At 68.9% G+C, this 20,447-nt stretch carries 23 protein-coding genes; 16 read left to right on the forward strand and 7 right to left on the reverse strand.

Annotation, left to right across the window (positions count from 1 at the left end; all coding sequences use genetic code 11):
- Positions 1–9 precede the first annotated feature (9 nt).
- On the forward strand, positions 10–168 hold the full coding sequence (locus tag AC1C2R_RS08610; RefSeq protein ID WP_495352064.1) for a hypothetical protein: 159 nt from the start codon (positions 10–12) through the stop codon (positions 166–168).
- Positions 169–290: 122 nt separating this feature from the next.
- Positions 291–2,246, forward strand: a complete 1,956-nt coding sequence (locus tag AC1C2R_RS08615) for an FAD-binding monooxygenase (RefSeq protein WP_495379653.1) — start codon at positions 291–293, stop codon at positions 2,244–2,246.
- Between the two features lie 8 nt (positions 2,247–2,254).
- Here the strand turns inward: AC1C2R_RS08615 and AC1C2R_RS08620 are convergent, their stop codons facing one another.
- Together AC1C2R_RS08620 and AC1C2R_RS08625 are read right to left on the reverse strand one after the other, a co-directional pair.
- The gene (locus tag AC1C2R_RS08620; protein ID WP_495379654.1) at positions 2,255–2,968 is read right to left on the reverse strand and encodes an IclR family transcriptional regulator; all 714 of its coding nucleotides are present in this window, start codon (positions 2,966–2,968) and stop codon (positions 2,255–2,257) included.
- Between the two features lie 149 nt (positions 2,969–3,117).
- Positions 3,118–3,735, reverse strand: coding sequence for a TetR/AcrR family transcriptional regulator (locus AC1C2R_RS08625; RefSeq protein WP_495352067.1), 618 nt, complete (start codon positions 3,733–3,735; stop codon positions 3,118–3,120).
- A gap of 57 nt (positions 3,736–3,792) precedes the next feature.
- On the opposite strand from AC1C2R_RS08625, the gene AC1C2R_RS08630 reads away from it, so the two are divergent.
- Together AC1C2R_RS08630 and AC1C2R_RS08635 are read left to right on the forward strand one after the other, a co-directional pair.
- Positions 3,793–4,434, forward strand: a complete 642-nt coding sequence (locus tag AC1C2R_RS08630) for an NAD(P)-dependent oxidoreductase (protein ID WP_495379655.1) — start codon at positions 3,793–3,795, stop codon at positions 4,432–4,434.
- Positions 4,431–5,363 (forward strand): SDR family NAD(P)-dependent oxidoreductase, encoded by a 933-nt coding sequence (locus AC1C2R_RS08635; RefSeq protein WP_495379656.1) that lies wholly within the window; start codon positions 4,431–4,433, stop codon positions 5,361–5,363. Before AC1C2R_RS08630 ends, AC1C2R_RS08635 begins: the two co-directional genes overlap by 4 nt.
- Positions 5,364–5,477: 114 nt before the next feature.
- Here AC1C2R_RS08635 and AC1C2R_RS08640 read toward each other — a convergent pair whose 3' ends face one another.
- A complete protein-coding gene (locus tag AC1C2R_RS08640) occupies positions 5,478–5,792 on the reverse strand; it encodes a DUF1905 domain-containing protein (protein ID WP_495352069.1) in 315 nt (104 codons plus the stop codon).
- Between the two features lie 242 nt (positions 5,793–6,034).
- On the opposite strand from AC1C2R_RS08640, the gene AC1C2R_RS08645 reads away from it, so the two are divergent.
- The 3 genes from AC1C2R_RS08645 to AC1C2R_RS08655 are packed head-to-tail and all read left to right on the forward strand — an operon-like array spanning position 6,035 to position 8,999.
- Positions 6,035–7,339, forward strand: coding sequence for a Re/Si-specific NAD(P)(+) transhydrogenase subunit alpha (locus AC1C2R_RS08645; RefSeq protein ID WP_495379657.1), 1,305 nt, complete (start codon positions 6,035–6,037; stop codon positions 7,337–7,339).
- The gene (locus tag AC1C2R_RS08650) at positions 7,339–7,629 is read left to right on the forward strand and encodes an NAD(P) transhydrogenase subunit alpha part 2 (protein ID WP_495379658.1); all 291 of its coding nucleotides are present in this window, start codon (positions 7,339–7,341) and stop codon (positions 7,627–7,629) included. The genes AC1C2R_RS08645 and AC1C2R_RS08650 overlap by 1 nt, the downstream gene beginning before the upstream one ends.
- The gene (locus AC1C2R_RS08655; protein ID WP_495379659.1) at positions 7,626–8,999 is read left to right on the forward strand and encodes an NAD(P)(+) transhydrogenase (Re/Si-specific) subunit beta; all 1,374 of its coding nucleotides are present in this window, start codon (positions 7,626–7,628) and stop codon (positions 8,997–8,999) included. Before AC1C2R_RS08650 ends, AC1C2R_RS08655 begins: the two co-directional genes overlap by 4 nt.
- A gap of 235 nt (positions 9,000–9,234) precedes the next feature.
- On the opposite strand, the gene AC1C2R_RS08660 is transcribed toward AC1C2R_RS08655, so the two are convergent.
- Positions 9,235–9,639: a VOC family protein gene (locus AC1C2R_RS08660; RefSeq protein ID WP_495352073.1), complete on the reverse strand. Its 405-nt coding sequence runs from the start codon at positions 9,637–9,639 to the stop codon at positions 9,235–9,237.
- A 117-nt stretch (positions 9,640–9,756) separates the two neighbouring features.
- Here AC1C2R_RS08660 and AC1C2R_RS08665 point away from each other — a divergent pair, with 117 nt between their 5' ends.
- The 3 genes from AC1C2R_RS08665 to AC1C2R_RS08675 are packed head-to-tail and all read left to right on the forward strand — an operon-like array spanning position 9,757 to position 11,625.
- A complete protein-coding gene (locus AC1C2R_RS08665; protein WP_495379660.1) occupies positions 9,757–10,707 on the forward strand; it encodes a helix-turn-helix transcriptional regulator in 951 nt (316 codons plus the stop codon).
- Positions 10,708–10,744: 37 nt separating this feature from the next.
- Positions 10,745–11,332, forward strand: coding sequence for a DUF308 domain-containing protein (locus AC1C2R_RS08670; protein WP_495379661.1), 588 nt, complete (start codon positions 10,745–10,747; stop codon positions 11,330–11,332).
- Positions 11,329–11,625, forward strand: a complete 297-nt coding sequence (locus AC1C2R_RS08675; RefSeq protein WP_495352076.1) for a hypothetical protein — start codon at positions 11,329–11,331, stop codon at positions 11,623–11,625. The genes AC1C2R_RS08670 and AC1C2R_RS08675 overlap by 4 nt, the downstream gene beginning before the upstream one ends.
- A 99-nt stretch (positions 11,626–11,724) precedes the next feature.
- Here the strand turns inward: AC1C2R_RS08675 and purB are convergent, their stop codons facing one another.
- Together purB and AC1C2R_RS08685 are read right to left on the reverse strand one after the other, a co-directional pair.
- Positions 11,725–13,104: an adenylosuccinate lyase gene (gene purB, locus AC1C2R_RS08680; RefSeq protein WP_495352077.1), complete on the reverse strand. Its 1,380-nt coding sequence runs from the start codon at positions 13,102–13,104 to the stop codon at positions 11,725–11,727.
- The gene (locus AC1C2R_RS08685; RefSeq protein WP_495352078.1) at positions 13,101–13,628 is read right to left on the reverse strand and encodes a low molecular weight protein-tyrosine-phosphatase; all 528 of its coding nucleotides are present in this window, start codon (positions 13,626–13,628) and stop codon (positions 13,101–13,103) included. Before AC1C2R_RS08685 ends, purB begins: the two co-directional genes overlap by 4 nt.
- Between AC1C2R_RS08685 and AC1C2R_RS08690 the strand changes: the two genes are divergently transcribed.
- From AC1C2R_RS08690 to AC1C2R_RS08700, 3 genes are all read left to right on the forward strand, one after another.
- Positions 13,627–14,637 carry an aminoglycoside phosphotransferase family protein gene (locus AC1C2R_RS08690; protein WP_495379662.1) on the forward strand — a complete coding sequence of 337 codons (1,011 nt, stop codon included), beginning with the start codon at positions 13,627–13,629 and terminating at the stop codon, positions 14,635–14,637. The two genes, AC1C2R_RS08685 and AC1C2R_RS08690, sit on opposite strands and share 2 nt — an antisense overlap.
- Positions 14,638–14,734: 97 nt before the next feature.
- A complete protein-coding gene (locus AC1C2R_RS08695; protein ID WP_495379663.1) occupies positions 14,735–15,100 on the forward strand; it encodes a hypothetical protein in 366 nt (121 codons plus the stop codon).
- The gene (locus AC1C2R_RS08700) at positions 15,085–16,602 is read left to right on the forward strand and encodes a hypothetical protein (protein WP_495379664.1); all 1,518 of its coding nucleotides are present in this window, start codon (positions 15,085–15,087) and stop codon (positions 16,600–16,602) included. The genes AC1C2R_RS08695 and AC1C2R_RS08700 overlap by 16 nt, the downstream gene beginning before the upstream one ends.
- Here AC1C2R_RS08700 and AC1C2R_RS08705 read toward each other — a convergent pair.
- Positions 16,565–16,951: a phage holin family protein gene (locus tag AC1C2R_RS08705; protein WP_495352081.1), complete on the reverse strand. Its 387-nt coding sequence runs from the start codon at positions 16,949–16,951 to the stop codon at positions 16,565–16,567. The genes AC1C2R_RS08700 and AC1C2R_RS08705 overlap by 38 nt on opposite strands.
- A 53-nt stretch (positions 16,952–17,004) precedes the next feature.
- On the opposite strand from AC1C2R_RS08705, the gene AC1C2R_RS08710 reads away from it, so the two are divergent.
- From AC1C2R_RS08710 to AC1C2R_RS08720, 3 genes are all read left to right on the forward strand, one after another.
- Entirely contained in the window at positions 17,005–18,114 is a 1,110-nt protein-coding gene (locus tag AC1C2R_RS08710) for a histidinol-phosphate transaminase (protein ID WP_495379665.1), read from the forward strand.
- A gap of 16 nt (positions 18,115–18,130) precedes the next feature.
- A complete protein-coding gene (locus tag AC1C2R_RS08715) occupies positions 18,131–19,276 on the forward strand; it encodes a thiamine pyrophosphate-dependent dehydrogenase E1 component subunit alpha (protein ID WP_495379666.1) in 1,146 nt (381 codons plus the stop codon).
- Positions 19,277–19,428: 152 nt separating this feature from the next.
- Positions 19,429–20,388 (forward strand): alpha-ketoacid dehydrogenase subunit beta, encoded by a 960-nt coding sequence (locus AC1C2R_RS08720; RefSeq protein WP_495353222.1) that lies wholly within the window; start codon positions 19,429–19,431, stop codon positions 20,386–20,388.
- Positions 20,389–20,447 lie beyond the last annotated feature (59 nt).

Below are 20,447 nucleotides of genomic sequence, written 5' to 3' on the forward strand. Positions count from 1 at the left end.
GTCCGAGACATGTCGAAGTTCACGGAGAAGATGAAGTCGCTCTTCCGTCGCCCTCGGCCGGTGACGAAGGAAGACGCCGCCGAGATCGCGGACTGGGTGAACGAAGGCGGCGCCATCGACCCTGATGGGCCGCCACCGATCATCGAAGGCGGCCCGAAGAAGGGCTGACCCCTCGAGCCTGGGTCGGCACGACGACGTTCGCCGAGCCCGCACATCGGCTTATGATGAGTGCGCGATATCAGAATGAGAAGTTCTATTATCGAACACCCACAGCGCAGTGAGGAGAAGCCGTGCAGTTCCACCACTACGGCTACGTGTCCGGTGACCCACGGGTGCAGCCCGCCGCCGGCGTCGGCATCGATCGCCCCGAGGAGCTTCCCGACGAGGTAGATGTGCTCATCGTCGGCTCGGGCCCGGCCGGTATCGTCGCCGCGGCGCAGCTCGCCCAGTTCCCCGACGTCGTGACACGCATCGTCGAACGCCGTCCCGGCCGTCTCGCGATCGGCCAGGCCGACGGCATCCAGGCGCGCAGCGTCGAGACCTTCCAGGCGTTCGGCTTCGCCGAACGCATCATCGCCGAGGCGTACCGCATCACCGAGATGGCGTTCTGGAAGCCCGACCCCGAGCACCCCCGGAACATCCACCGCGCCGCGGTCACCCCCGACGACCCGACCGGCATCAGCGAGTTCCCGCACCTCATCGTCAACCAGGCGCGCGTGCTCGACTACTTCGCCGAGTACGCGCACAACTCCCCTGGGCGCATCACGCCGGACTACGGGTGGGAGTTCGTCGGACTCGACTTCGCGCAGCCGAGCGCGCACGGAACCCTCCCCGACCACCCGGTGACGGTCACCCTCGAGCGGGTCTCGGGTGTCGGAAGCGGTGCCGGCGACGCGTCGCACGCCGCCCCGCTGGAGGGCACACGCACGGGCGAGCGCCGCACCTTGCGCACCAAGTACGTCGTCGGCGCTGACGGCGCACGCAGCCACGTGCGCGAATCGATCGGCGCCAAGCACATCGGCGCGCAGTCGTTCCACGCCTGGGGCGTGATGGACACGCTCGCCGTGACCGATTTCCCCGACATCCGCACGAAGTGCTCGATCCAGTCCGAAGTGGGGAACATTCTGCTCATCCCGCGTGAGGGCGGTCAGTTGTTCCGCATGTACGTCGATCTCGGAGAGGTCTCCGAAGGCGCCCGCGGCGCGGTGCGCCAGACGACGCTCGACGAGATCATCGCGAAGGCGAACGACATCCTGCACCCCTACCGGCTCGACGTGCGGAACGTGCCGTGGCACTCGGTCTACGAAGTCGGCCACCGCGTGACCGACCGCTTCGACGACGTGCCCCTCGACGAGCAGGGCACCCGCGCGCCGCGCGTGTTCATCACCGGCGACGCCTGCCACACGCACAGTGCGAAGGCGGGCCAGGGCATGAACGTCTCGATTCAAGACGGCTGGAACATCGGCTGGAAGCTCGGCCATGTGCTCGACGGCCGTGCCCACCCGGCGCTGCTCGAGACCTACCACGCCGAACGCCACGTCGTCGCGAAGAACCTGATCGAGTTCGATCGCGAGTGGTCGAAGCTGATGGCGACGAAGCCCGAGGACCTCGGCGACCCGGCAGAGCTCGAGGAGTTCTACGTGCGCACCTTCGAGTTCCCCGCGGGATTCATGACGCAGTACGAGGCCTCGATGATCGTCGGCGAGGCCGGCCACCAGGGCCTCGCAACCGGGTTCCCGATCGGCAAGCGCTTCAAGTCGGCGCCGGTCGAGCGGGTCTGCGACGGCAACCCCGTGCAGCTCGGGCATCATCACCGCGCCGACGGGCGCTGGCGCATCTATGCGTTCGCGGATGCCGCGGCGCCGGCCCTGCGCGGCACGGCACTCGCCGACTGGGCGAACTGGCTGGCCGAGGCATCCGACTCACCTGTTCGGGCGTTCACGCCCGGCGGCGCTGACATCGACAGCGTCTTCGATGTGAAGGTCGTCTACCAGCAGCCTCATACGGACGTCGATCTCGGGCGGGTGCCGCAGATCTTCCTGCCGCGTAGCGGCCCGTTCGAGTTGATCGACTACGAGAAGGTCTACGCCACCGACCCGCAGCACGACATCTTCGAGTTGCGCGGCATCGACCGGGGCGGTGCGGTCGTGGTCGTGAGGCCTGACCAGTACGTGGCGAACGTGCTGCCGCTGACCGCCGTCGACGAGTTGGCCGAGTTCTTCCGAGGCATCCTGCTCGCGCGCTGACGCGCCGGTCAGGCGCCGTACGCTCGGGCGACGGCCTCTGCGGCGAGCTGCAGGCGGCGAGCGATCTCGGCCTCAGGTTGCGAGAACGAGACGTGGATCACCGCGATCGATGCCGGCGGCTGGCCCGGCAACGCAAGCGGCACGGCGACCGACCTGAGCGACGGCACGACCTCGTCATGACTCAGCGCGTACCCGCGAACGCGGCTGGTGGCGATCTCCTCTCGAAGCCCGTCGGGCACGTCCGACGGCCACGCACTGTCGGGCAGGCCGAGCAGGATCGCCTTGCCGGGGCCGCCGCGGGTGACCGGATGCCGGTGGCCGGGCCGGTACGACACCACTGCAACGGACTGGCGGGGTGAGGCGCTCACTAGTGTCACCGCCTCCTCGGCGTCGACGAGCACCGCGAGCAGGCACGTCATGCCGAGCTCGTTGGCGACGGCGTTGAGCTCGGGCAGTGCGAGGTGCTGAAGGTCGCGGGCCACGCCCGAGGCGAGTGCCGCGAGTCCGGTGCCGAGGGCGAGTCGGCCGGCGGCGTCGCGCGTGACGAGCCCGTGATCCTCGAGGGTGCGCAGCAGCCGGTAGGCGACCGAGCGGTGCACGCCGAGTTCGCCGGCGAGCTCGTCGATCGTGAGGTTCCGGTCGGCGGCGGCGAGAATCTCGAGCACGCGGATGCCGCGGCTCAGGGTCTGCGAACCGGCTTGCGTTCCGGCGTCGGCTGCCATGTGGGAACGTCCCCTCGGTCGTGCGCGTCTGTCTCGTGCTCGTCCGATACTAGGACGGTTCGACCGGTAATCGAACGAATGTTCCGGCGGCGGCTACGCCGCATACTCGGGTTGTCAGGTCAGTCGAGCTTCGTCGTACGCGGTGTCGGTTATGCACGTTCCGCGTGTCCGTTACTGCGCTCGGGTCGAGGATCGTCCCCTGCTTGCCGCCACGTGCCGAGGCTCGTGATCGAGGCGTCGATGATGTCGTCGTGGACGGCTCTGTGCTCGATGGTGCTGCGGTAGTAGATCGGGCCTATGGCCTGAGCGGCTGCGGACAGCGGGTCCGAGGCGAGGATGATCTCGCCGCGGGTTTGTGCGTCCGTGAGAGCGGCGGCGAGGCGTTCGGCGAGCGTGTGTGCGAATCGGCTACGCCGGGCATCCATGCCGTCGTCCCAAAGAGCGGTGCTGGCGAGCGTGGTGGTGACGACGCGTACGTCGTCCTGTTCCAGCTGGCGGGCGATCGCGATGAGCTCGAGGCGAAGCCACTCCCGAGTGGGGGTCGCAGGAGTGTCGAAGAAGGGCATGGGAACGGTCGCCATGGCCTCCGCGAGCATCTCGACGCTGCGCGGCCAATGTCGGTAGACGGTCGCGCGTCCCATTCCGGTTTGCTCGGCGACCTGAGCGTGGGTCACCGCGGTCGGCCCCTTCGCCATTAGCAGTTCACGTGCTGCGTTCAGGATCGCCTCCTTGCTCCGCAGGAATCTGGGGTCCGCCTCAGTGCTCATGGCTCAAGTCTACGAGACAACTTGACTTATAGGTCAGGCTCAGCAATGCTCACCGTTATGAAACAGAATGTATCGCAGAGTTTGAAGGTAGCGGTCCTCGGAGCTACCGGCGCTACTGGACGGCACGTCGTCGCCACGGGACTCGAGCACGGTCACGAGGTGGTCGCGCTCGTTCGGAGAGCAGACTCGTTCGAGCCAGCTGCCGGATTGACGGAGGTGGTGTGGGCTGACCTGTCCGATCGCGGCCCACTGACTCAGGGACTCGTTGGCGTGGACGTGGTGATCAGCACCCTCGGTGGAGCCGATACCGGGCCGACCACGGTGTGCACGGACGCCATCAGCACGACGCGGCCGGCGATGAGCGAGGCGGGAGTGTCGCGTCTGATCGTAGTGAGCGCTCACGGGGTGCTCGAAACTCACGACCGGTCGCTGTATTCGATGGCGGTATGGGCAGGGGTGAGCGAGAAGATGAAAGACAAGGAATCGATGGAATCGCTCATCACGTCGTCCGAGCTGGAGTGGACGATCGTTCGTCCGCCGATGCTGAAGGACACCCCCGCGACAGGCAAGTACCGGGTGGGCGAGGAGCTTCCGATCCATCTTTGGCACACCATCGGCCGCGCCGACCTCGCGGCGTTCCTGGTTCGAGAAGCCGAAGAACCTCAGTTCGTCCGGGGATACCCGAGGATCCACCGATGAGCGGCCGGTACTCGTTCGAGGGGAAGGTCGCAGTGGTTACCGGTGCTACCGGCGGCATGGGGCAGGTCATCGCTCTGGAGCTAGCTCGAAAAGGCGCGCACGTGATTGCCATCGCCAGGGACCCACGTCGAGCAGACGCCCTCGATGCGCAGATTGCCGGGCAAGCAGGCCCTGGTCGTCTCGAGGTACTCGCTGGCAACTTGTCGCAGCGGGACGGAATCATCCACACCAGCCAAGCGATCCTCGCTCGGCACGAAGCATTACACGTCCTGGTCAACAACGCCGGTGCCCACTTCAGCGACCACCGCGTCTCCCCAGACGGAATCGAGATGCACATCGCTATCGACTATCTGGCTGCTTACGGATTGACCGCACTTCTTCACAACGCGCTGCGCCGGGGGCGGGCGCGCGTGGTCAACCTCGCTTCCGACACCCTCCGAGACACCCGACAAGTAAAACTGGTCGGCAGGCCTCGTCCAGCGACTCTGAACACTGGGGACCTCGACGACCTTACCCATCTCAACCCCGCAACGGGATTCATCCCCTTCCACGCATATGCGCGGGCGAAGCTACTGACAGTGATGGCCGGTTACCACCTCGCACGCACCCTCACTACAGACGGAATAACAGTGAACGCGGTGCACCCCGGGATCGTCGCAACCGAGATCATCGACGACCTCGTTCCCAAGGCCTTACGCCCATTCGGTGGTCTCATCCGGCGGTCGATGCTCACTCCAGAACAAGGCGCCGCAGCAACCCTTCGTCTGGCTACCGACCCCGCGCTCGACAATGTGACCGGCCGATACTTCGTCCGCGACACCGACACCCCCACGCCTTCTGTTTCATACGACACCGCCGCGCAAGCTCAACTGCGAAACACCACCGACCGCTTCCTCAACGCTGGACAACCTGCAACGGGTGTCTCGTAACCTCGGTGTCTCAAAACCCATGGGATTTACGCTGAGCGTTTTGCGTACGGCGATATCGGCGCCGGTCAAAGAACAGCACGGAGCACGGAGCACGGAGCGAACCGCGTCGGCGCCTCAGAAGCGGCGTTCCGTGAGGTGCACCTGCACCGTCGCGCCGGCCTCTTTGCCGATGGCGCGTCGCACGGCCGCGGTCACCGCCAGCTTGTGGCTGCCGTCGCCGAGTGCCATGAATGATCCGTCGAATGGGGCGCCGTCGACGGTGCCCGACACCTTCACGAGCCCATGGGTTCCGAAGAACTCGGCCGATGCCGGCCAGATCACGTAGGTCCAGCCGCCCTTGGCGGGGCTCCGCTCGAGCACGGCCTCGAAGGCGACGTCGAGTGGTCCGACGGCCGCGGGTGTGGGCGCTGCGCTGGTCATGGTGTTCATCATTCCTCCTCGATGCGGTGGGTACCAGTGGGTCGAGACCGGTGACGCGAATTCGACACGAATGACCGATCGCTTCCGCCCGACGGAACAACCGGCGAAGTTCGAGCGGGAAATCACCCCGGAATCATGGAGCGGATGCCTCGCGGCCACGTACGCTGAACGACACGTGCAGCAGCGCCGCGGGCACGGCGATCGACCCCTTCCCACGGCACCGCTGCACTCCCGTGTCAGAAGGAGGGTTCGTGCGAGTCGGTATCCCGAAAGAGCGGCGTGAGGGCGAGCGCAGGGTCTCGGCCACCCCCGAGACGGTGCGGCAACTCGCCGGGCTCGGGCTGACCCTCACCATCGAGCGCGGTGCCGGCGAGGCATCCGATCACGGCGATTCGCAGTATGCCGATGCGGGAGCCGAGCTCGTCGACCGGCTCGACCTCGGCGCGATCGACGTGCTGTTGCACGTGCGACCGCTCACCGTCGAAACCGTCGCCGCCCTCCGCAGCGGCACGATCACGGTGGGGCTGGGGTCACCGGCGAGCGAGCTCGACACGGTTCGGGCGTTGCGCGACGCGCGGGTGAAGTCCTTCGCCCTCGAGCTCGTGCCGCGCATCTCGCGGGCGCAGTCGATGGACGCGCTGACGAGCCAAGCGCTCGTGGCCGGGTACCGCTGCGTGCTCGAGGCCGCCATGCGCCTGCCCCGGTTCTTCCCGCTCTTTATGACGGCGGCCGGCACGATTCCGCCGGCGAAGGTCGTCGTGCTCGGCGCCGGCGTCGCCGGCCTGCAGGCGATCGGCACGGCGAAGCGGCTCGGCGCGCGGGTCTCGGCGAACGACGTGCGCGCGGCATCGGCCGACGAGGTCGCCTCGATGGGCGGCACGTTCATCAACCTCGATCTCGACACCGCCGCCGACGCGGCCGGCGGGTACGCGAAGGAGCTCGGCGAAGACCGGGCGGCGACGCAGCGGCGTCTGCTCGCCCCCCACATCGCCGAGGCCGACGTGCTCATCACGACCGCGGCGATTCCCGGGCGCCCCGCGCCGCTGCTCGTCACGACCGAGATGGTCGCGGCCATGCGGCCCGGTTCGGTGGTCGTCGACCTCGCGGCCGAGTCAGGCGGCAACGTCGAGGGTTCGGTTGCGGGCACGGATGTCGCGGTGCCGACCGCGAGCGGCGAAGGCACGGTCACGCTCGTCGGCATGAAGGATGCCGCATCGAGCATGCCGGCCGATGCGTCGCGGCTCTACGCGAAGAATGTCGCCAACCTCGTCGAGCTCATGACGCACGACGGCCGGGTGGAGCCCGACTTCGACGACGAGGTGGTCGCGGGAGCGTGCCTGACGTTCGCCGGCGAGGTGCGGCATGCGCCGACGGCCGAGTTGCTCTCGGGCGATCCCGTTGGTCGAGGAGGCGCGCCAGCGCCGTATCGAGACCCTGGTTCGGGTTCGGGTCTCGATACGCGGCCTCCTTCGTCGGGCGCTACTCGACCAACGGAGGAGCCTTCGTCGGGCGCTACTCGACCAACGGAAGCACCCGACCAGGAAGGACACCGCTGATGGACGGCATCGCCCTCCTCACGATCACCGTGCTCTCGGTGTTCGTGGGCTTCGAGGTGGTCTCGAAGGTCTCGAGCACCCTGCACACCCCGCTGATGTCGGGCGCGAACGCGATCCACGGCATCATCCTCGTCGGCGCGATCATCGTCGCCGGCCAGGCATCCGACGGCTGGACCCTCGCGCTCGCGCTCGTCGCCGTCGTGCTCGCCACCGCGAACCTCGTGGGCGGCTTCGTCGTCACCGACCGCATGCTCGAGATGTTCCGCGGCCGCAAGGGGGCGGGTCGATGAGCCTCCTCTCCCCCATCTGGACGGCGCTGCTCTACCTGGTCGCCGCGGTCTGCTTCATCCTCGCCCTCAAGGGCCTCAGCTCGCCGAAGACCGCCCGGCGCGGCAACCTCATCGGCGCCGCTGGTGCTCTCGTCGCCGTCGTCACGGTCTTCCTCTCGATGAAGCTCGACAACATCCCGTGGATCCTCGCGGCGATCGCGATCGGCTCGGCGATCGCCGCACCGATCGCCCGCCGGGTGCAGATGACGCAGATGCCCCAACTCGTCGCCCTCTTCAACGGAGTCGGCGGCGGCGCCGCGGCGCTCGTGGCACTGCTCGAACTGCCGCACACGGATGACCCGTGGGTGCGCCTCGCGATCGTCTTCACGATGCTCGTGGGTGCTGTCTCATTCGCCGGATCGCTCGTGACGTTTGCGAAGCTGCAGGAACTCATGACGACCAGGCCTATCGTCTTTCCCGGGCTGCCGATCATCATGAGCGCCTCGGTGCTCGTGGCCATCGCGGCATCCGTCGCCGTCATCATCACCGGCGCCGGCTGGCTCGCCGTGGTCCTGCTCGCCTTCGGCCTGCTCACCGGTGTGCTGCTCGTGCTGCCGGTGGGCGGCGCCGACGTGCCGATCGTCATCTCGTTGCTGAACGCGTTCACGGGCCTCGCGGTCGCAGCGTCGGGCTTCGTGCTCGGCAACGTGCTGCTCATCATCGCGGGCACGCTCGTCGGCGCCTCGGGCACGATCCTCACCCGGGCGATGGCCTCGGCGATGGGCCGCAGCGTCACGGGCATCATGTTCGGCGCGTTCAAGGGCGGGTCGACGGCCGGCTCGACCGTGGCATCCGATCGCCCGGTGCGCTCGTCGAGCGCGGAAGACGTCGCCGTGCTGCTCGCCTACGCGCAGAAGGTCATCATCGTGCCCGGCTACGGGCTCGCGGTCGCGCAGGGCCAGCACACGGTCGCCGAGCTGCAGACCGAGCTCGAGTCGCGGGGCATCGAGGTCGTCTTCGCGGTCCATCCGGTTGCCGGGCGCATGCCGGGGCACATGAACGTGCTGCTCGCCGAGGCGAACGTGCCCTACGAGTCGCTGAAGGAGATGAGCGAGGTCAACCCTGAATTCAAGACAGCGGATGTCGCGCTCGTCGTGGGCGCGAACGACGTCGTGAATCCGGCGGCGAAGACGTCACCGGGGTCGCCGATCTTCGGCATGCCGATCCTCGAGGTCGAGGAGGCGCGGCAGGTCGTGTTCCTGAAGCGCTCGATGCGGCCCGGGTTCGCCGGTATCGAGAACGAGCTGCTCTTCGAGCCGCAGACGACGCTGCTGTTCGGCGACGCGAAGGACTCGCTCGGCAAGGTGCTCGCGGCGGTGAAGGCGCTGTAGTGGAACGTTGGTCGAGTAGCGACGAAGGAGCGTATCGAGACCGGTACGGGGCCTCGATACGCGTCCTCCTTCGTCGGTCGCTACTCGACCAGCGTTGCCCCGGCGTCGGGGTCTCGATACTCGACCGGCGTTGCCCCGGCGTCGGGGTCTCGAAACTCGACCGGCGTTGCCCCGGGTTCGTTGGTCGAGTAGCGACGAAGGAGCGTATCGAGACCGGGTGCGGCTTCGACAGGCGCTACTCGACCGGCGCGGGCCGGCGAATGTGCGCGTCGGCCCAGTGCTGGTTGAACATGACCCCGAGGATGTTGCCGAACGGGTCGACCACGGATGCCGTGACGAATCCGGGTCCGTGCTCGGTCGGTTCCTGGTACGAGGTTCCGCCGAGGCCCAGCAGCCGCTCGTAGGCGCCCTGCAGGTCGTCGACGTGCCAGTGGATGACCTCGCCGGCGGGGCCTTCGGGCACGGGCGGGCGGTACCGGGCGTCGATGAGGCCGAGTTCGTCTTCGTCGTCGCCGACGCGGAACTCGATGTAGCCGGGAACCCGGTAGTAGGGATCGATGCCGAGCACTTCTGCGTACCAGGCGGCGGCCGCCTCGAGGTCGGCGGCGTAGTAGCTGACAGTGGCGAATCCCCTGAGCATGAGCGGTTCCTTTCGAGTGATGCATCCGTGCGGTGCAGCGGATGTTCGAGGTGATGAGTACAGTCTCGAGCGCAGAAGTGCTCATCTCTTGACTACTTTTTCGACGAGAATGGAAACATGCGCGCAGATCGCCTCGTGGCCGTCCTCCTCACCCTGCAGGCGCGGGGTCGGGTGACCGCCGCGCAGCTCGCCGAAGAGCTCGAGGTCTCGGTCGCCACCGCTCGACGCGACCTCGAGGCGCTCTCCACCGCGGGCATCCCGGTGTACCCGCAGGCCGGCCGCGGCGGCGGATGGCAGCTGCTCGGCGGTGCCCGTACCGACCTCAGCGGCCTGTCGGCGGGCGAGGCACGTGCGCTCTTCCTGCTGGTCGGGCCCGCGGCATCCGTCGACCCCGAAGCGAAGGCGGCCCTGCGCAAGCTCGTGCGCGCCCTGCCCGAGACGTTTCGCACGCACGCGCGGTCCGCCGCCGAGGCCGTCGTCATCGACTCGGGCGAATGGGGTCGGCCGCCCTCCGAACGCCCCGCCCTGCTTCCGGTGCTCGAAGCGGCGATCGTCGATCGGGTGCAACTGAACATCCGCTACGCCGCGTGGAATCGGGAGCCCGCCGACCGCACTGTCGACCCGTGGGGGCTCGTGCAGAAGCAGGACCACTGGTACCTGCTCGGCGGGGTCGACGGCGCTGAGCGCACCTATCGCGTCGACCGAATGCTCGAGGCGGTGCGCACCGAAGTACCGGCCGGCCGGCCCGAGGGCCTCGACCTCGCCGAGATCTGGGAGCGCGTCACCGCCGCGGTCGACCGGCAGCGCGCGAGCGCCGCCGCGACGATCGTGGTCGACTCCGGCATCGTGCCGCTGCTGCAGACGCAGTTCGGGCAGCGCGCCGTCGAGGAGTCGCAACTCGACCCCGGGCGGTCCCGGGTGCGGGTGACCGCACCCACTGCCGCGCTCCTCGCCCGCGGCCTCGCCGGCTGGGCCGAATTCCTTGAAGTCGTGGAGCCCGAGTCGCTGCGGCGCGAGCTGCACCGGCTCGGCGCCGCGCTCGTCAGCAGGAACCCGCCTCCCGCGTAGGATGGATCGGTACCCCAACAGATGTGAAAGAGGTCTCGTGCCCATCGCCGCCGCTCCCGAGCGCACTCGGTACTGGGTCGTCCCGGTCGTCCGCGGCATCCTCGCGCTGGTGCCCGCTGCCGTCATCACGTTCTCGCAGAACCACTCCCCCGAGTTCGGTCTGCTCGTCTTCGGCGCCTGGGCGATCGCGTCGGGGCTCATCGTGGGCGCCCTGTCGCTGCGGCTCACGATCGAGCGCGACATCCGCTCGCTCTTCGTGATCGCCGCCGTGGTCACCGTCGCCGCCGGCCTGCTCGCCCTGACCGTGCCGGGCGGCCTGCCGTTCCTGCTCTACCTCGTGAGCGTCTGGGCCGCGGTCACCGGCTTCGTCGAGCTGTTCGCCGGCCTGCGGGCACGCGGCCGCACGCTCGCCGCTCGCGACTGGATCGCCGCCGGCGCCTTCACCGCGATCCTCGCGATCGTCTTCCTCGTGTTCCCGCTCGACGCCGTCACCGCGGTCGGCCTGCTCGGCGGCTACTTCGTCATCCTCGGCGTGTACCTGCTGATCGGCGGGTTCTCGCTGAAATGGGCGACCAGCCCAGCGGATGTCGCGCCTGACGTGCCCGGAACGGAGCAGCCCTCGTGACCCAGAACCCCGATGAGTACAAGCCGAGTCGGCGCGACGTGCTGCGCCCCATGGAGTACGTGGGCGGGGCGGCGATCGCCGCGATCTTCACCGGTCTCGTCGTGCTCATCACCGCCCGTGAGCTGATCTTGGCGCTCATCGTCGCCGGCATCGCGTTCATCGTGGTGCTCGTGGTGCTCGCGCTGCTCTCGATGGCGATCAAGCCCAACGCCGAAGAGGCCGCCGAGATCGACGGCGAGGAGCCGCCGGCCGCGCCGCCCGGGCCCGACGCGCCCTCCGCACCCGGCCACTGAGTCCCGCCCGCCAGCCCGCTCGCCGGCCGGTCGAGCGCGCCGCGACTGTGCAGCGTGTCGTCGAGATCGTCGTGCAACTCGGCGATGACGGGCGCAGTCTCAGAGCCGGTCGACGAGTTCCGACGCGATGCCCGTATACGTCGCCGGCGTCAGCGCGAGCAACCGCTGCTTCGCGGCATCGCCGATCTCGAGACCGTTCACGAACTCCGCGAGTTCGGCGGCGCCGACCCGCTTGCCGCGGGTGAGCTCTTTCAGCAGCGCGTACGGGTCGGCGATCGTCGAACGACCGGCGACGACCTCGGCGCGGATCACGGTCTGGATCGCCTCACCGAGCACCTCCCAGTTGGAGTCGAGGTCGGCGGCGAGCATCGCGAGGTCGAGGTCGATCTCGCCGAGCCCACGCTGGATGTTGTCGAGCGCGAGCATCGAGTGGCCGAAGCCGACGCCGATGTTGCGCTGGGCGCTCGAGTCGGTGAGATCGCGCTGCATGCGCGAGGTCACGAGAGTTGCGGCGAGCGAATCCAGCAGGGCGGAGGAGAGTTCGAGGTTCGCCTCGGCGTTCTCGAAGCGGATCGGGTTGACCTTGTGCGGCATCGTCGACGAGCCGGTCGCGCCGGGGGCGGGGATCTGCCGGAAGACGCCGAGCGAGATGTAGGTCCAGATGTCGGTCGCGAGGTTGTGCAGCACGCGGTTCGCGTGCGAGATCTTGCCATAGAGCTCGGCCTGCCAGTCGTGCGACTCGATCTGGGTGGTGAGCGGGTTCCAGGTGAGGCCGAGCGACTCGACGAACTCGCGCGAGACCTCGGGCCACGAGACATCCGGAGCCGCGACGACGTGCGCCGAGAACGTGCCGGTCGCACCCGAGAACTTGCCGAGGTACTCGGTCGCCTCGATCTGCCGCTCGATGCGGCGCAGGCGGTAGGCGAAGACGGCGATCTCCTTGCCCATCGTCGACGGTGTCGCCGGCTGGCCGTGCGTGCGCGAGAGCATCGACGCGTCGCGGTGCTCGCGGGCGAGCGCCTCGAGAGTCTCGATCACGGCGCGGTACTTCGGCAGCCACACCTCGCGCACGGCGTCGCGCACGGTGATCGCATAGGAGAGGTTGTTGATGTCTTCACTCGTGCACGCGAAGTGCGTGAGCTCCGAGATCGCATCGAGCCCGAGGTCGCTGAGTCGGCGTCGCACGTAGTACTCCACGGCCTTGACGTCATGCCGGGTCGTGGCCTCGAGGCCCGCGAGCTCGTCGATGTCGGGCTGGCCGAAGTCGGTGACAACCGAGCGCAGCTGCAGTCGCTGTGCGTCGGTGAGCGGCGAGGAGCCGAAGAATCGTCGGTCGGTCTGGGCGATCAGCCACTCGACCTCGACGAGCACGCGCGCCCGGTTGAGGCCGGCCTCTGAGAGGTGTTCGCCGAGCTCGCCGACCGCCGAGCGGTACCGGCCGTCGAGGGGGCTGAGCGGCTGGGGAGGCAGCGAAGTCATCGAATTCCTTGTCTGAGTGCGGGTGCGAGTTGCCGGAAGAGGGCCGACGTCGACCGTTCAATCATCTCAAGTACTCGATCGAACATCACCGCGTCGGAGTAGTAGGGGTCGGGCACGTCATGCAGCGCCGTCGCCTCGGGCTCGAACTCGAGCAGCAGCCGCACCTTGTCCTGGTCCAAGGAGGTCTGCGCCCAGTTGCGGAGGATGCGCGACTGGCCGCGATCGAACGCGACGACGAGATCGAGCCGCGGGAAGTCCGCCGCGTCGAACTGACGGGCTCGGTGATGCGCGCCGTCGTAGCCCGCACGAGCGAGCGCGTCGATCGTGCGCTGGTCGGCGGGCTCGCCGACGTGCCAGTCTCCGGTGGCGGCCGACTCGATCGCGAGCCGGCCGGCGAGTCCGGCATGCTCGGCGTGCGCGCGCAACACGACCTCTGCCATCGGTGAACGGCAGATGTTGCCCGTGCACACGAAGGAAACTCGGAAGGGCTGCGCGGCGTCCCCCACGGGATCCGCTCGCGTCATGGGTTCCATTGTGGTCGAGATCGGGCCGATGCACACCAGCCAATTCGACAGCGATACGCTGGGCGGTCGAGCGATGCGCGCAGACAGAGGGGCGACGACGATGGCGGATGCCCCGGAGCCCGACATCCTCGTCGACGACACGCTCGCCGCGACGCTCGTGGCGGCGCAGCATCCCGACCTCTCAGGCCCCATCGTGCGCATCGCCAACGGCTGGGACAACGTGATGTTCCGTCTCGGCGATCGGTACGTCGTGCGACTGCCGCGCCGCGAGGTGGCGGCCGGGCTCGTGCTGCACGAGCAACGCTGGCTGCCCGAGATCGCCCGCCGAGTCACCGTGCCGGTGTCCGCCCCGGTGCGGGTCGGACGGCCCGCGCCCGAGCTCGGGTTCGATTTCTCATGGAGCATCCTGCCCTGGTTCGACGGCGCCAGCGCCGCCGACGTCGCGCCGGCGGAGCGCTCGGCGACGGCGCCGGGGCTCGCGGCATTCGTCGCCGAGCTCGGCGTGCCCGCGCCGACCGATGCCCCGGTGAACGAGTATCGCGGCGTGCCCCTCGCCGGTCGCGACGCGGCGATCCGCGACCGGTTCGAGCGAGGGCTCGGAGGGCCCGGAGGGCTCCGGGGCGGCGAGGAGCTGCGCGCAGTATGGGAACGCGCGCTCGCCGCGCCCGAATGGCCTGGTCCACCCGTGTGGCTGCACGGCGACCTGCACCCGGCGAACCTCGTGCTCGGGGCATCCGGCGATCTCGAAGCCGTCGTCGACTTCGGCGACGTGTGCGCCGGCGACCCCGCCACCGACCTCGCGACGGCGTGGCTCACGTTCGACGCCCCAGCGCGGGCGGTCTTCCGTGCCGAGGTCGACCGGCGTCGCGAGACGGATGCCGCGATGTGGGATCGTGCCCGAGGGTGGGCACTCGTGCTCGGCAGTGCGATCGTCGACACGATCGGTACCGGGGGTCGCCTCGGCCGCGTCGGCGTGCACACGCTCGAGCAGGTGCTGCTCGAAGGCTGACGCGCGACCGGTCCTCCACAGTCGTGCCGAGCCGTCGGCCGTACACAGGAGGGCGGTCTCGGCCGCCGAGGAACTTCTGCCCCGCAAGACTCCTTCCATGCTCGATTCCGATCCATACCCGCTTGCTGTGATGGGCAGCGCGCTCACCGCAGAGCGCATCGAAGATGCCAGGGCTCACTTGCGAATGCTCCGATCGCTGTTGGCCGAGGTGAACGAGTCCGTCCGTCGACTCGTGCCACCGTCGACCGGGGCCTGGCGATCTGCGGCGGCCGGCGGCTACGCCGATCGCCTCGAGTATTTGCGCGGGTGGGTCTTCGGTGCTCAAGAGGCTCTCGTCGTCGCCGAAGCGGGGCTCACCGACCGCATCCATCGCATGGAGGCGCAGCTCGAGGTGCAGCGCGCCTCGATTGGCGCACCGAGCACGCCGGTGACGAACACGGAGCCGTCGTGGACGACTCGCTGACCATCAGCGGCGGCGGTTCGACGGCCGTCGCCACCGATGAACTCTTCGCCGACGCTTCTCGCCTCGGGGGCGCCGAGGCGACGCTTGAAGACTGGTACGAGCGAGCCCGAGTGATCAGTATCGGACTCGGTGGGCTGGACCTCGGCGAACCTTCGGCGGGCGGCGATCCGAGCTCGCCAGCTGGGGGAACCGCACTGGCGAAGCACCGGCTGCGGGAGTCACGAGAGATCGCAGGCGACCTGAGGGAGTCACTCGTCGAGAGCGCCGAACGGTACGGCTCGACCGAACGCATGGTCGACGCCATGTGGCGCCTCGGCGGCGCACACGTGGCCTGGTTCGCGGGCGTCGCCGCGTACGCGATCGTTCCGGGTCTCGCCATCGCCGCCGGAGCAGAGTTCGGAGCGCGTGCACTGGGCTGGCGTACTCCGCTCCACGATTGGCTCGACGACCAGAAACAGGTCTTCTCCGACCCGTTGTTCGTGCGCGCCGTGCGCACCGCCTTCGACTCGGCAGACGAGTTCGTCGGCGGGTTCCTGCCGCTGCCGCCCGGGTTGTCCCTGCTCGGCGGCTCCGCGATCGGCGCACCCGAGAACGCCTCGGTGATACTCGGCGTTACGGGACTCGTCGGCCTCGGCACCGGGAGTCGAGTGCTCGTCGACCGGGCGGTTCGGGTGATGCGACCGCTCGCCGACGGCCGCGCCGACCAGAGCGTCGCGCCGCGCGACGCACGCAGCGCCGCCCATCCCCCCGAGGGCCCGGTGACCGCGCCGGGCGGCATCGGCGACTTGGTCGAACGTGTTCCCGCGACCGACTCAGGCGCGCAGATCCGTGTGGAGCGCTACGGCGAGGTCGATGACCCTCGGTGGGTCGTCTACATCGGCGGAACGGTCGACCTGACCATCACCGCGGGCGTCGAGACCCACGACATGACCAGCAACCTCCACGGCATCGCCGATGACACGCCCCTCGACGTGCTGCGGCCCACCGGCGCGGACTCGGGCGCGGCCGAACGCGCGGTGCGCCTCGCGCTCGAGGAGGCCGGGGCCAAACCCGGCGATCCGCTGTTGCCGGTCGGCTACTCGGGGGGCGGCGTCGTCGTCGCCGCGCTCGCCGGCGACCCCGAGCTGAACGTGGTCGCGGCGGTGACCGTCGGCAGCCCGGTCGCCTCGGCCGAGTTGCGTGACGGGGTGCCTCTGCTCTCGATCGAGCACGAAGAAGACCTCGTGCCGGCGACCGGCGGCTGGGGGCATCCGTCACCTGAGCGTCTCACCGTCTCCCGGAGCGTGTTCGAGGCCGGTGTCGAGTACGAAGACTCGGTGCCGGCGCACGATCCCTCGCGCTACCGGCGAACCGCCGAGCTCATCGACGCATCAGAAGAGGAGCGACTCGTGGCGTTCCGCGAACAGGTCGCCGACTTCACCGGCGGTCGTGGCGGCGAGATGACCCGATGGATCGGGATACGCGTCAGCTCTGCGCCGTCGGACGCACCACGAGACCGATGAGCCAGCTGATGAGCCCCAGCACGAGCGCGCCGAGCACGCCCCACCAGAAGCCCTCGACCGCGAGGCCGAAGCCCATGAGGCCGCTGATCCAGTCGACGAGCAGCAGCAGCAGCCCGTTGACGATGAACGAGATGAGGCCGAGCGTCAACACATAGAGGGGGAACGCGACGATTCTGATGAAGTTGCCGATGATCGCGTTCACCAGCCCGAAGATGAGCGCAACGAGGAGGTAGGTGAGCACGGTGGCGAGGGTGGTGTCTTCGTAGGGCACCACCTTGACGCCCGCGACGATGAGCGTCGTGAGCCAGAGGGCGAACGCGATGACGATGACCTTGACGATGAACCGCATGGGTCCACTCTGTCAGACGGGCCCCGGACGGGCGAAGGGGTACGGTGGAATTCGTGACCGCACCGGAGCCCACGGGGGCGCGCGTTCGCTTGCGCCCCGAGATCGCCGCCCTTCCCCCTTACCGTCAGGGGCGCCCGGCGCCGGCCGACGGGTTCAAGCTCTCGAGCAACGAGAACCCGTTCGATCCGCTGCCGTCGGTCGTCGACGTCGTCGCGACGTCGGCGCAGCAGATCAACCGGTATCCGGATGCCACGGCACTGGCCCTTCGGGAGCAGCTCGCCGAACGATTCGGCGTCACCGCCGACGAGGTGCTCGTCGGTGCAGGGTCCGTCGCGCTCCTCGCACAGTTCATCCTCGCGGCCGCGGCTCCCGGCGACGAAGTCGTCTACTCGTGGCGTTCGTTCGAGGCCTACCCCGGACTCGTCACCGTCGCCGGTGCCACGAGCGTGACCGTGCCCAATCGCGCCGACCACGGTCACGACCTCGACGCCATGGCCGAAGCGATCACCGAGCGCACCCGGGTCGTCATCATCTGCTCCCCCAACAACCCCACGGGCGTCATCGTGACCGCGACCGAGTTCGAGGCGTTCATGGCGAAGGTGCCGGCCGACCGGCTCGTGCTGCTCGACGAGGCCTACATCGAGTTCGTGCAGGCCCGCGCATCCGTCGACGGCCGTACCCTCATCGGCCGCTACCCCAACCTCGTCGTGCTGCGCACCTTCTCCAAGGCCTACGGGCTCGCCGGCCTCCGCGTCGGCTATGCCGTCGGGCCGGTGGAGCTGCTCGACGCGGCTCGTGCGACCGCGATCCCCCTCGGGGTCACGGCTGCCGCGGCATCCGCTGCCCTCGCCTCGCTCGAACCCGAAGCCGAGACCGAACTGCGGGGGCGCGTCGCCGCGATCGCCGAGCGGCGCAGCCGTGTGCGCACGGCGCTCGTGCAGCAGGGCTGGCCGGTGCCGCAGGCGCAGGGCAACTTCATCTGGCTCCCGACCGGTGATGCGACTGCAGCCGTCGCCGACCGTCTCTTCGAGGCCGGGCTCGTGGCGCGCGCGTTCGCAGCCGAGGGCATCCGAGTGTCGATCGGTGAAGAGGAGTCTGTCGATATCCTCCTCACGATTTGCGGCGAGCTTGTACCTGCTTCACAAGAAGGGCTTCCCGGGTAGCGGGTAGCGTGGAACGGTGGCAGCCCGCGAAAGAGAGTTCACCGCGCCGACGGTCCAGCTCCTGACCCCCGAAGGCGTACTCCGCCCCACCCCCGAAGCCGAGGCGTACCTGCCGCTCGTCGAGGCGTTGAGCGACGCCCAGCTCGAGCGCTTCTACCGCGATATGGCGGTCTCCCGCCGCATCGACGTCGCGGGTGCGAACCTGCAGCGGCAGGGCCAGCTCGCACTCTGGGCCCCGAGTCACGGGCAGGAGGCCGCGCAGGTCGGATCCGCGCATGCAGCGCGCCCGCAAGACCACCTCTTCCCGTCGTACCGCGAGCACATCGTCGGCATCATCCGCGGGCTCGACCCTGTGAGCATCCTCGCCCTCTTCCGCGGCGCGACCCTCGGCGGCTGGAACCCCGAGGAGAACGGCAACTTCCACCTCTACACGCTCGTGCTCGCCTCCCAGACGCTGCACGCGACCGGGTACGCGATGGGCCTCCAGTTCGACGGCGCCACAGCGACGGGCGACTCCGAGACGGATGCCGCGGTGCTCGTGTACTACGGCGACGGCGCCAGCTCGCAGGGCGACGCGAGCGAGGCACTGGTCTTCGCCTCGAGCTACCAGACGCCGCAGGTCTTCTTCATCCAGAACAATCAGTGGGCGATCTCGGTGCCGGTCTCGCGGCAATCGCGCAGCCCCCTGTCGCTGCGCGGTGGCGGGTTCGGCATGCCGGGCGTTCGCGTCGACGGCAACGACGTGCTCGCGAGCTACGCCGTGACCCGGCAGTCCCTCGAAGAGGCGCGCGCGGGCGTCGGCCCGAGTCTCATCGAAGCCCTGACATATCGCATGGGCGCGCACACCACCGCAGACGACCCTTCGAAGTACCGCAGTGACGACGAGGTGGCGTACTGGGAGGCGCGAGACCCGATCACGAGGTATCGCGCGTGGCTCGAGGGTCGCGGGGCATCCGCTGCCTTCTTCGACGACGTCGATGCCGAGGCCAATGACATCGCGACCGACTTGCGCCGCCGTGCGCTCGAGCTGCAGGCGCCGACCCGCGAGGTGATCTTCGAGCACGTCTACAGCGAGCCGCACCCGCTCATGGCCGAGCAGGCCGAATGGCTCGAGCGGTTCGAGACGTCGTTCGACACATCGTCAGACGGGAGCGCAGCATGAGCGCCCGCATCGAAGAGGAGACCCCCGTGACGGATGCCGCGACCGACGCTGCGCGGGCGACCGGGGCCGAGTCGACCGGGTCGACGGGCGAGACCGGGTCGACGGGCGGCGCCGGATCGCCCGACGGCGTGCGCGGCGTGCAGACCCTCTCGATGGCGAAGGCCATCACCGCCGGTCTCCGCGAGTCGATGCGCGCCGACGACAAGGTGCTGCTCATGGGCGAAGACATCGGGCCGCTCGGCGGCGTCTTCCGTGTGACCGAAGGGCTCTCCGCCGAGTTCGGCGACAAGCGCGTGCTCGACACCCCGCTCGCCGAATCCGCCATCGTCGGCACGGCGATCGGACTCGCGATGCGCGGCTACCGGCCGGTCATCGAGATTCAGTTCGACGGCTTCATCTTCCCCGCGTTCGACCAGATCACGACGCAGCTCGCGCGCCAGACCGTGCGGCACGGCGGCACCGTCTCGATGCCGATCGTGATCCGTGTGCCATACGGCGGGCACATCGGCTCGATCGAGCACCACCAAGAGAGCCCCGAGGCGTACTTCGCGCACACCCCGGGCCTGCGAGTGGTGAGCCCGTCGAACCCGCATGACGCGTACTGGATGATCCAGGAGGCCATCGAGTCCGACGATCCCGTGCTGTTCTTCGAGCCGAAGGCCCGTTACTGGCCGAAGGGTCCCGTCGACCTCGACCACGCCGGCCTGCCGCTGCACGCGAGCCGCGTGATGCGGCCCGGCACCGACGTCACCGTCGTCGGCCACGGCGCGATGGTGGCGACGCTGCTGCAGGCCGCCGACATCGCAGCCGCAGAGGGCCGCAGCCTCGAGGTCGTCGACCTGCGTTCCCTCTCCCCCATCGACTACGGCCCCCTGCTCGACTCGGTGCACCGCACCGGGCGGCTGGTCGTCGCCCAAGAGGCGTACGGCAACGTGTCGGTGGGTTCCGAGATCGCCGCGACCGTCGCCGAGCGGGCGTTCTACTCGCTCGAGGCGCCGGTGCTGCGTGTCTCGGGCTTCGACACGCCCTTCCCGCCCGCGGCGGTCGAGACCGAGTACCTGCCAAGCCCTGACCGCGTGCTCGAAGCCGTCGACCGCGCCCTGGCGTACTGATTCGGCACGCGCGGCGGCGTACTCACATGACGACGACGGCATAGATCGACTGCGAGGGT

The organism is Agromyces sp. Y182, from assembly GCF_059445385.1.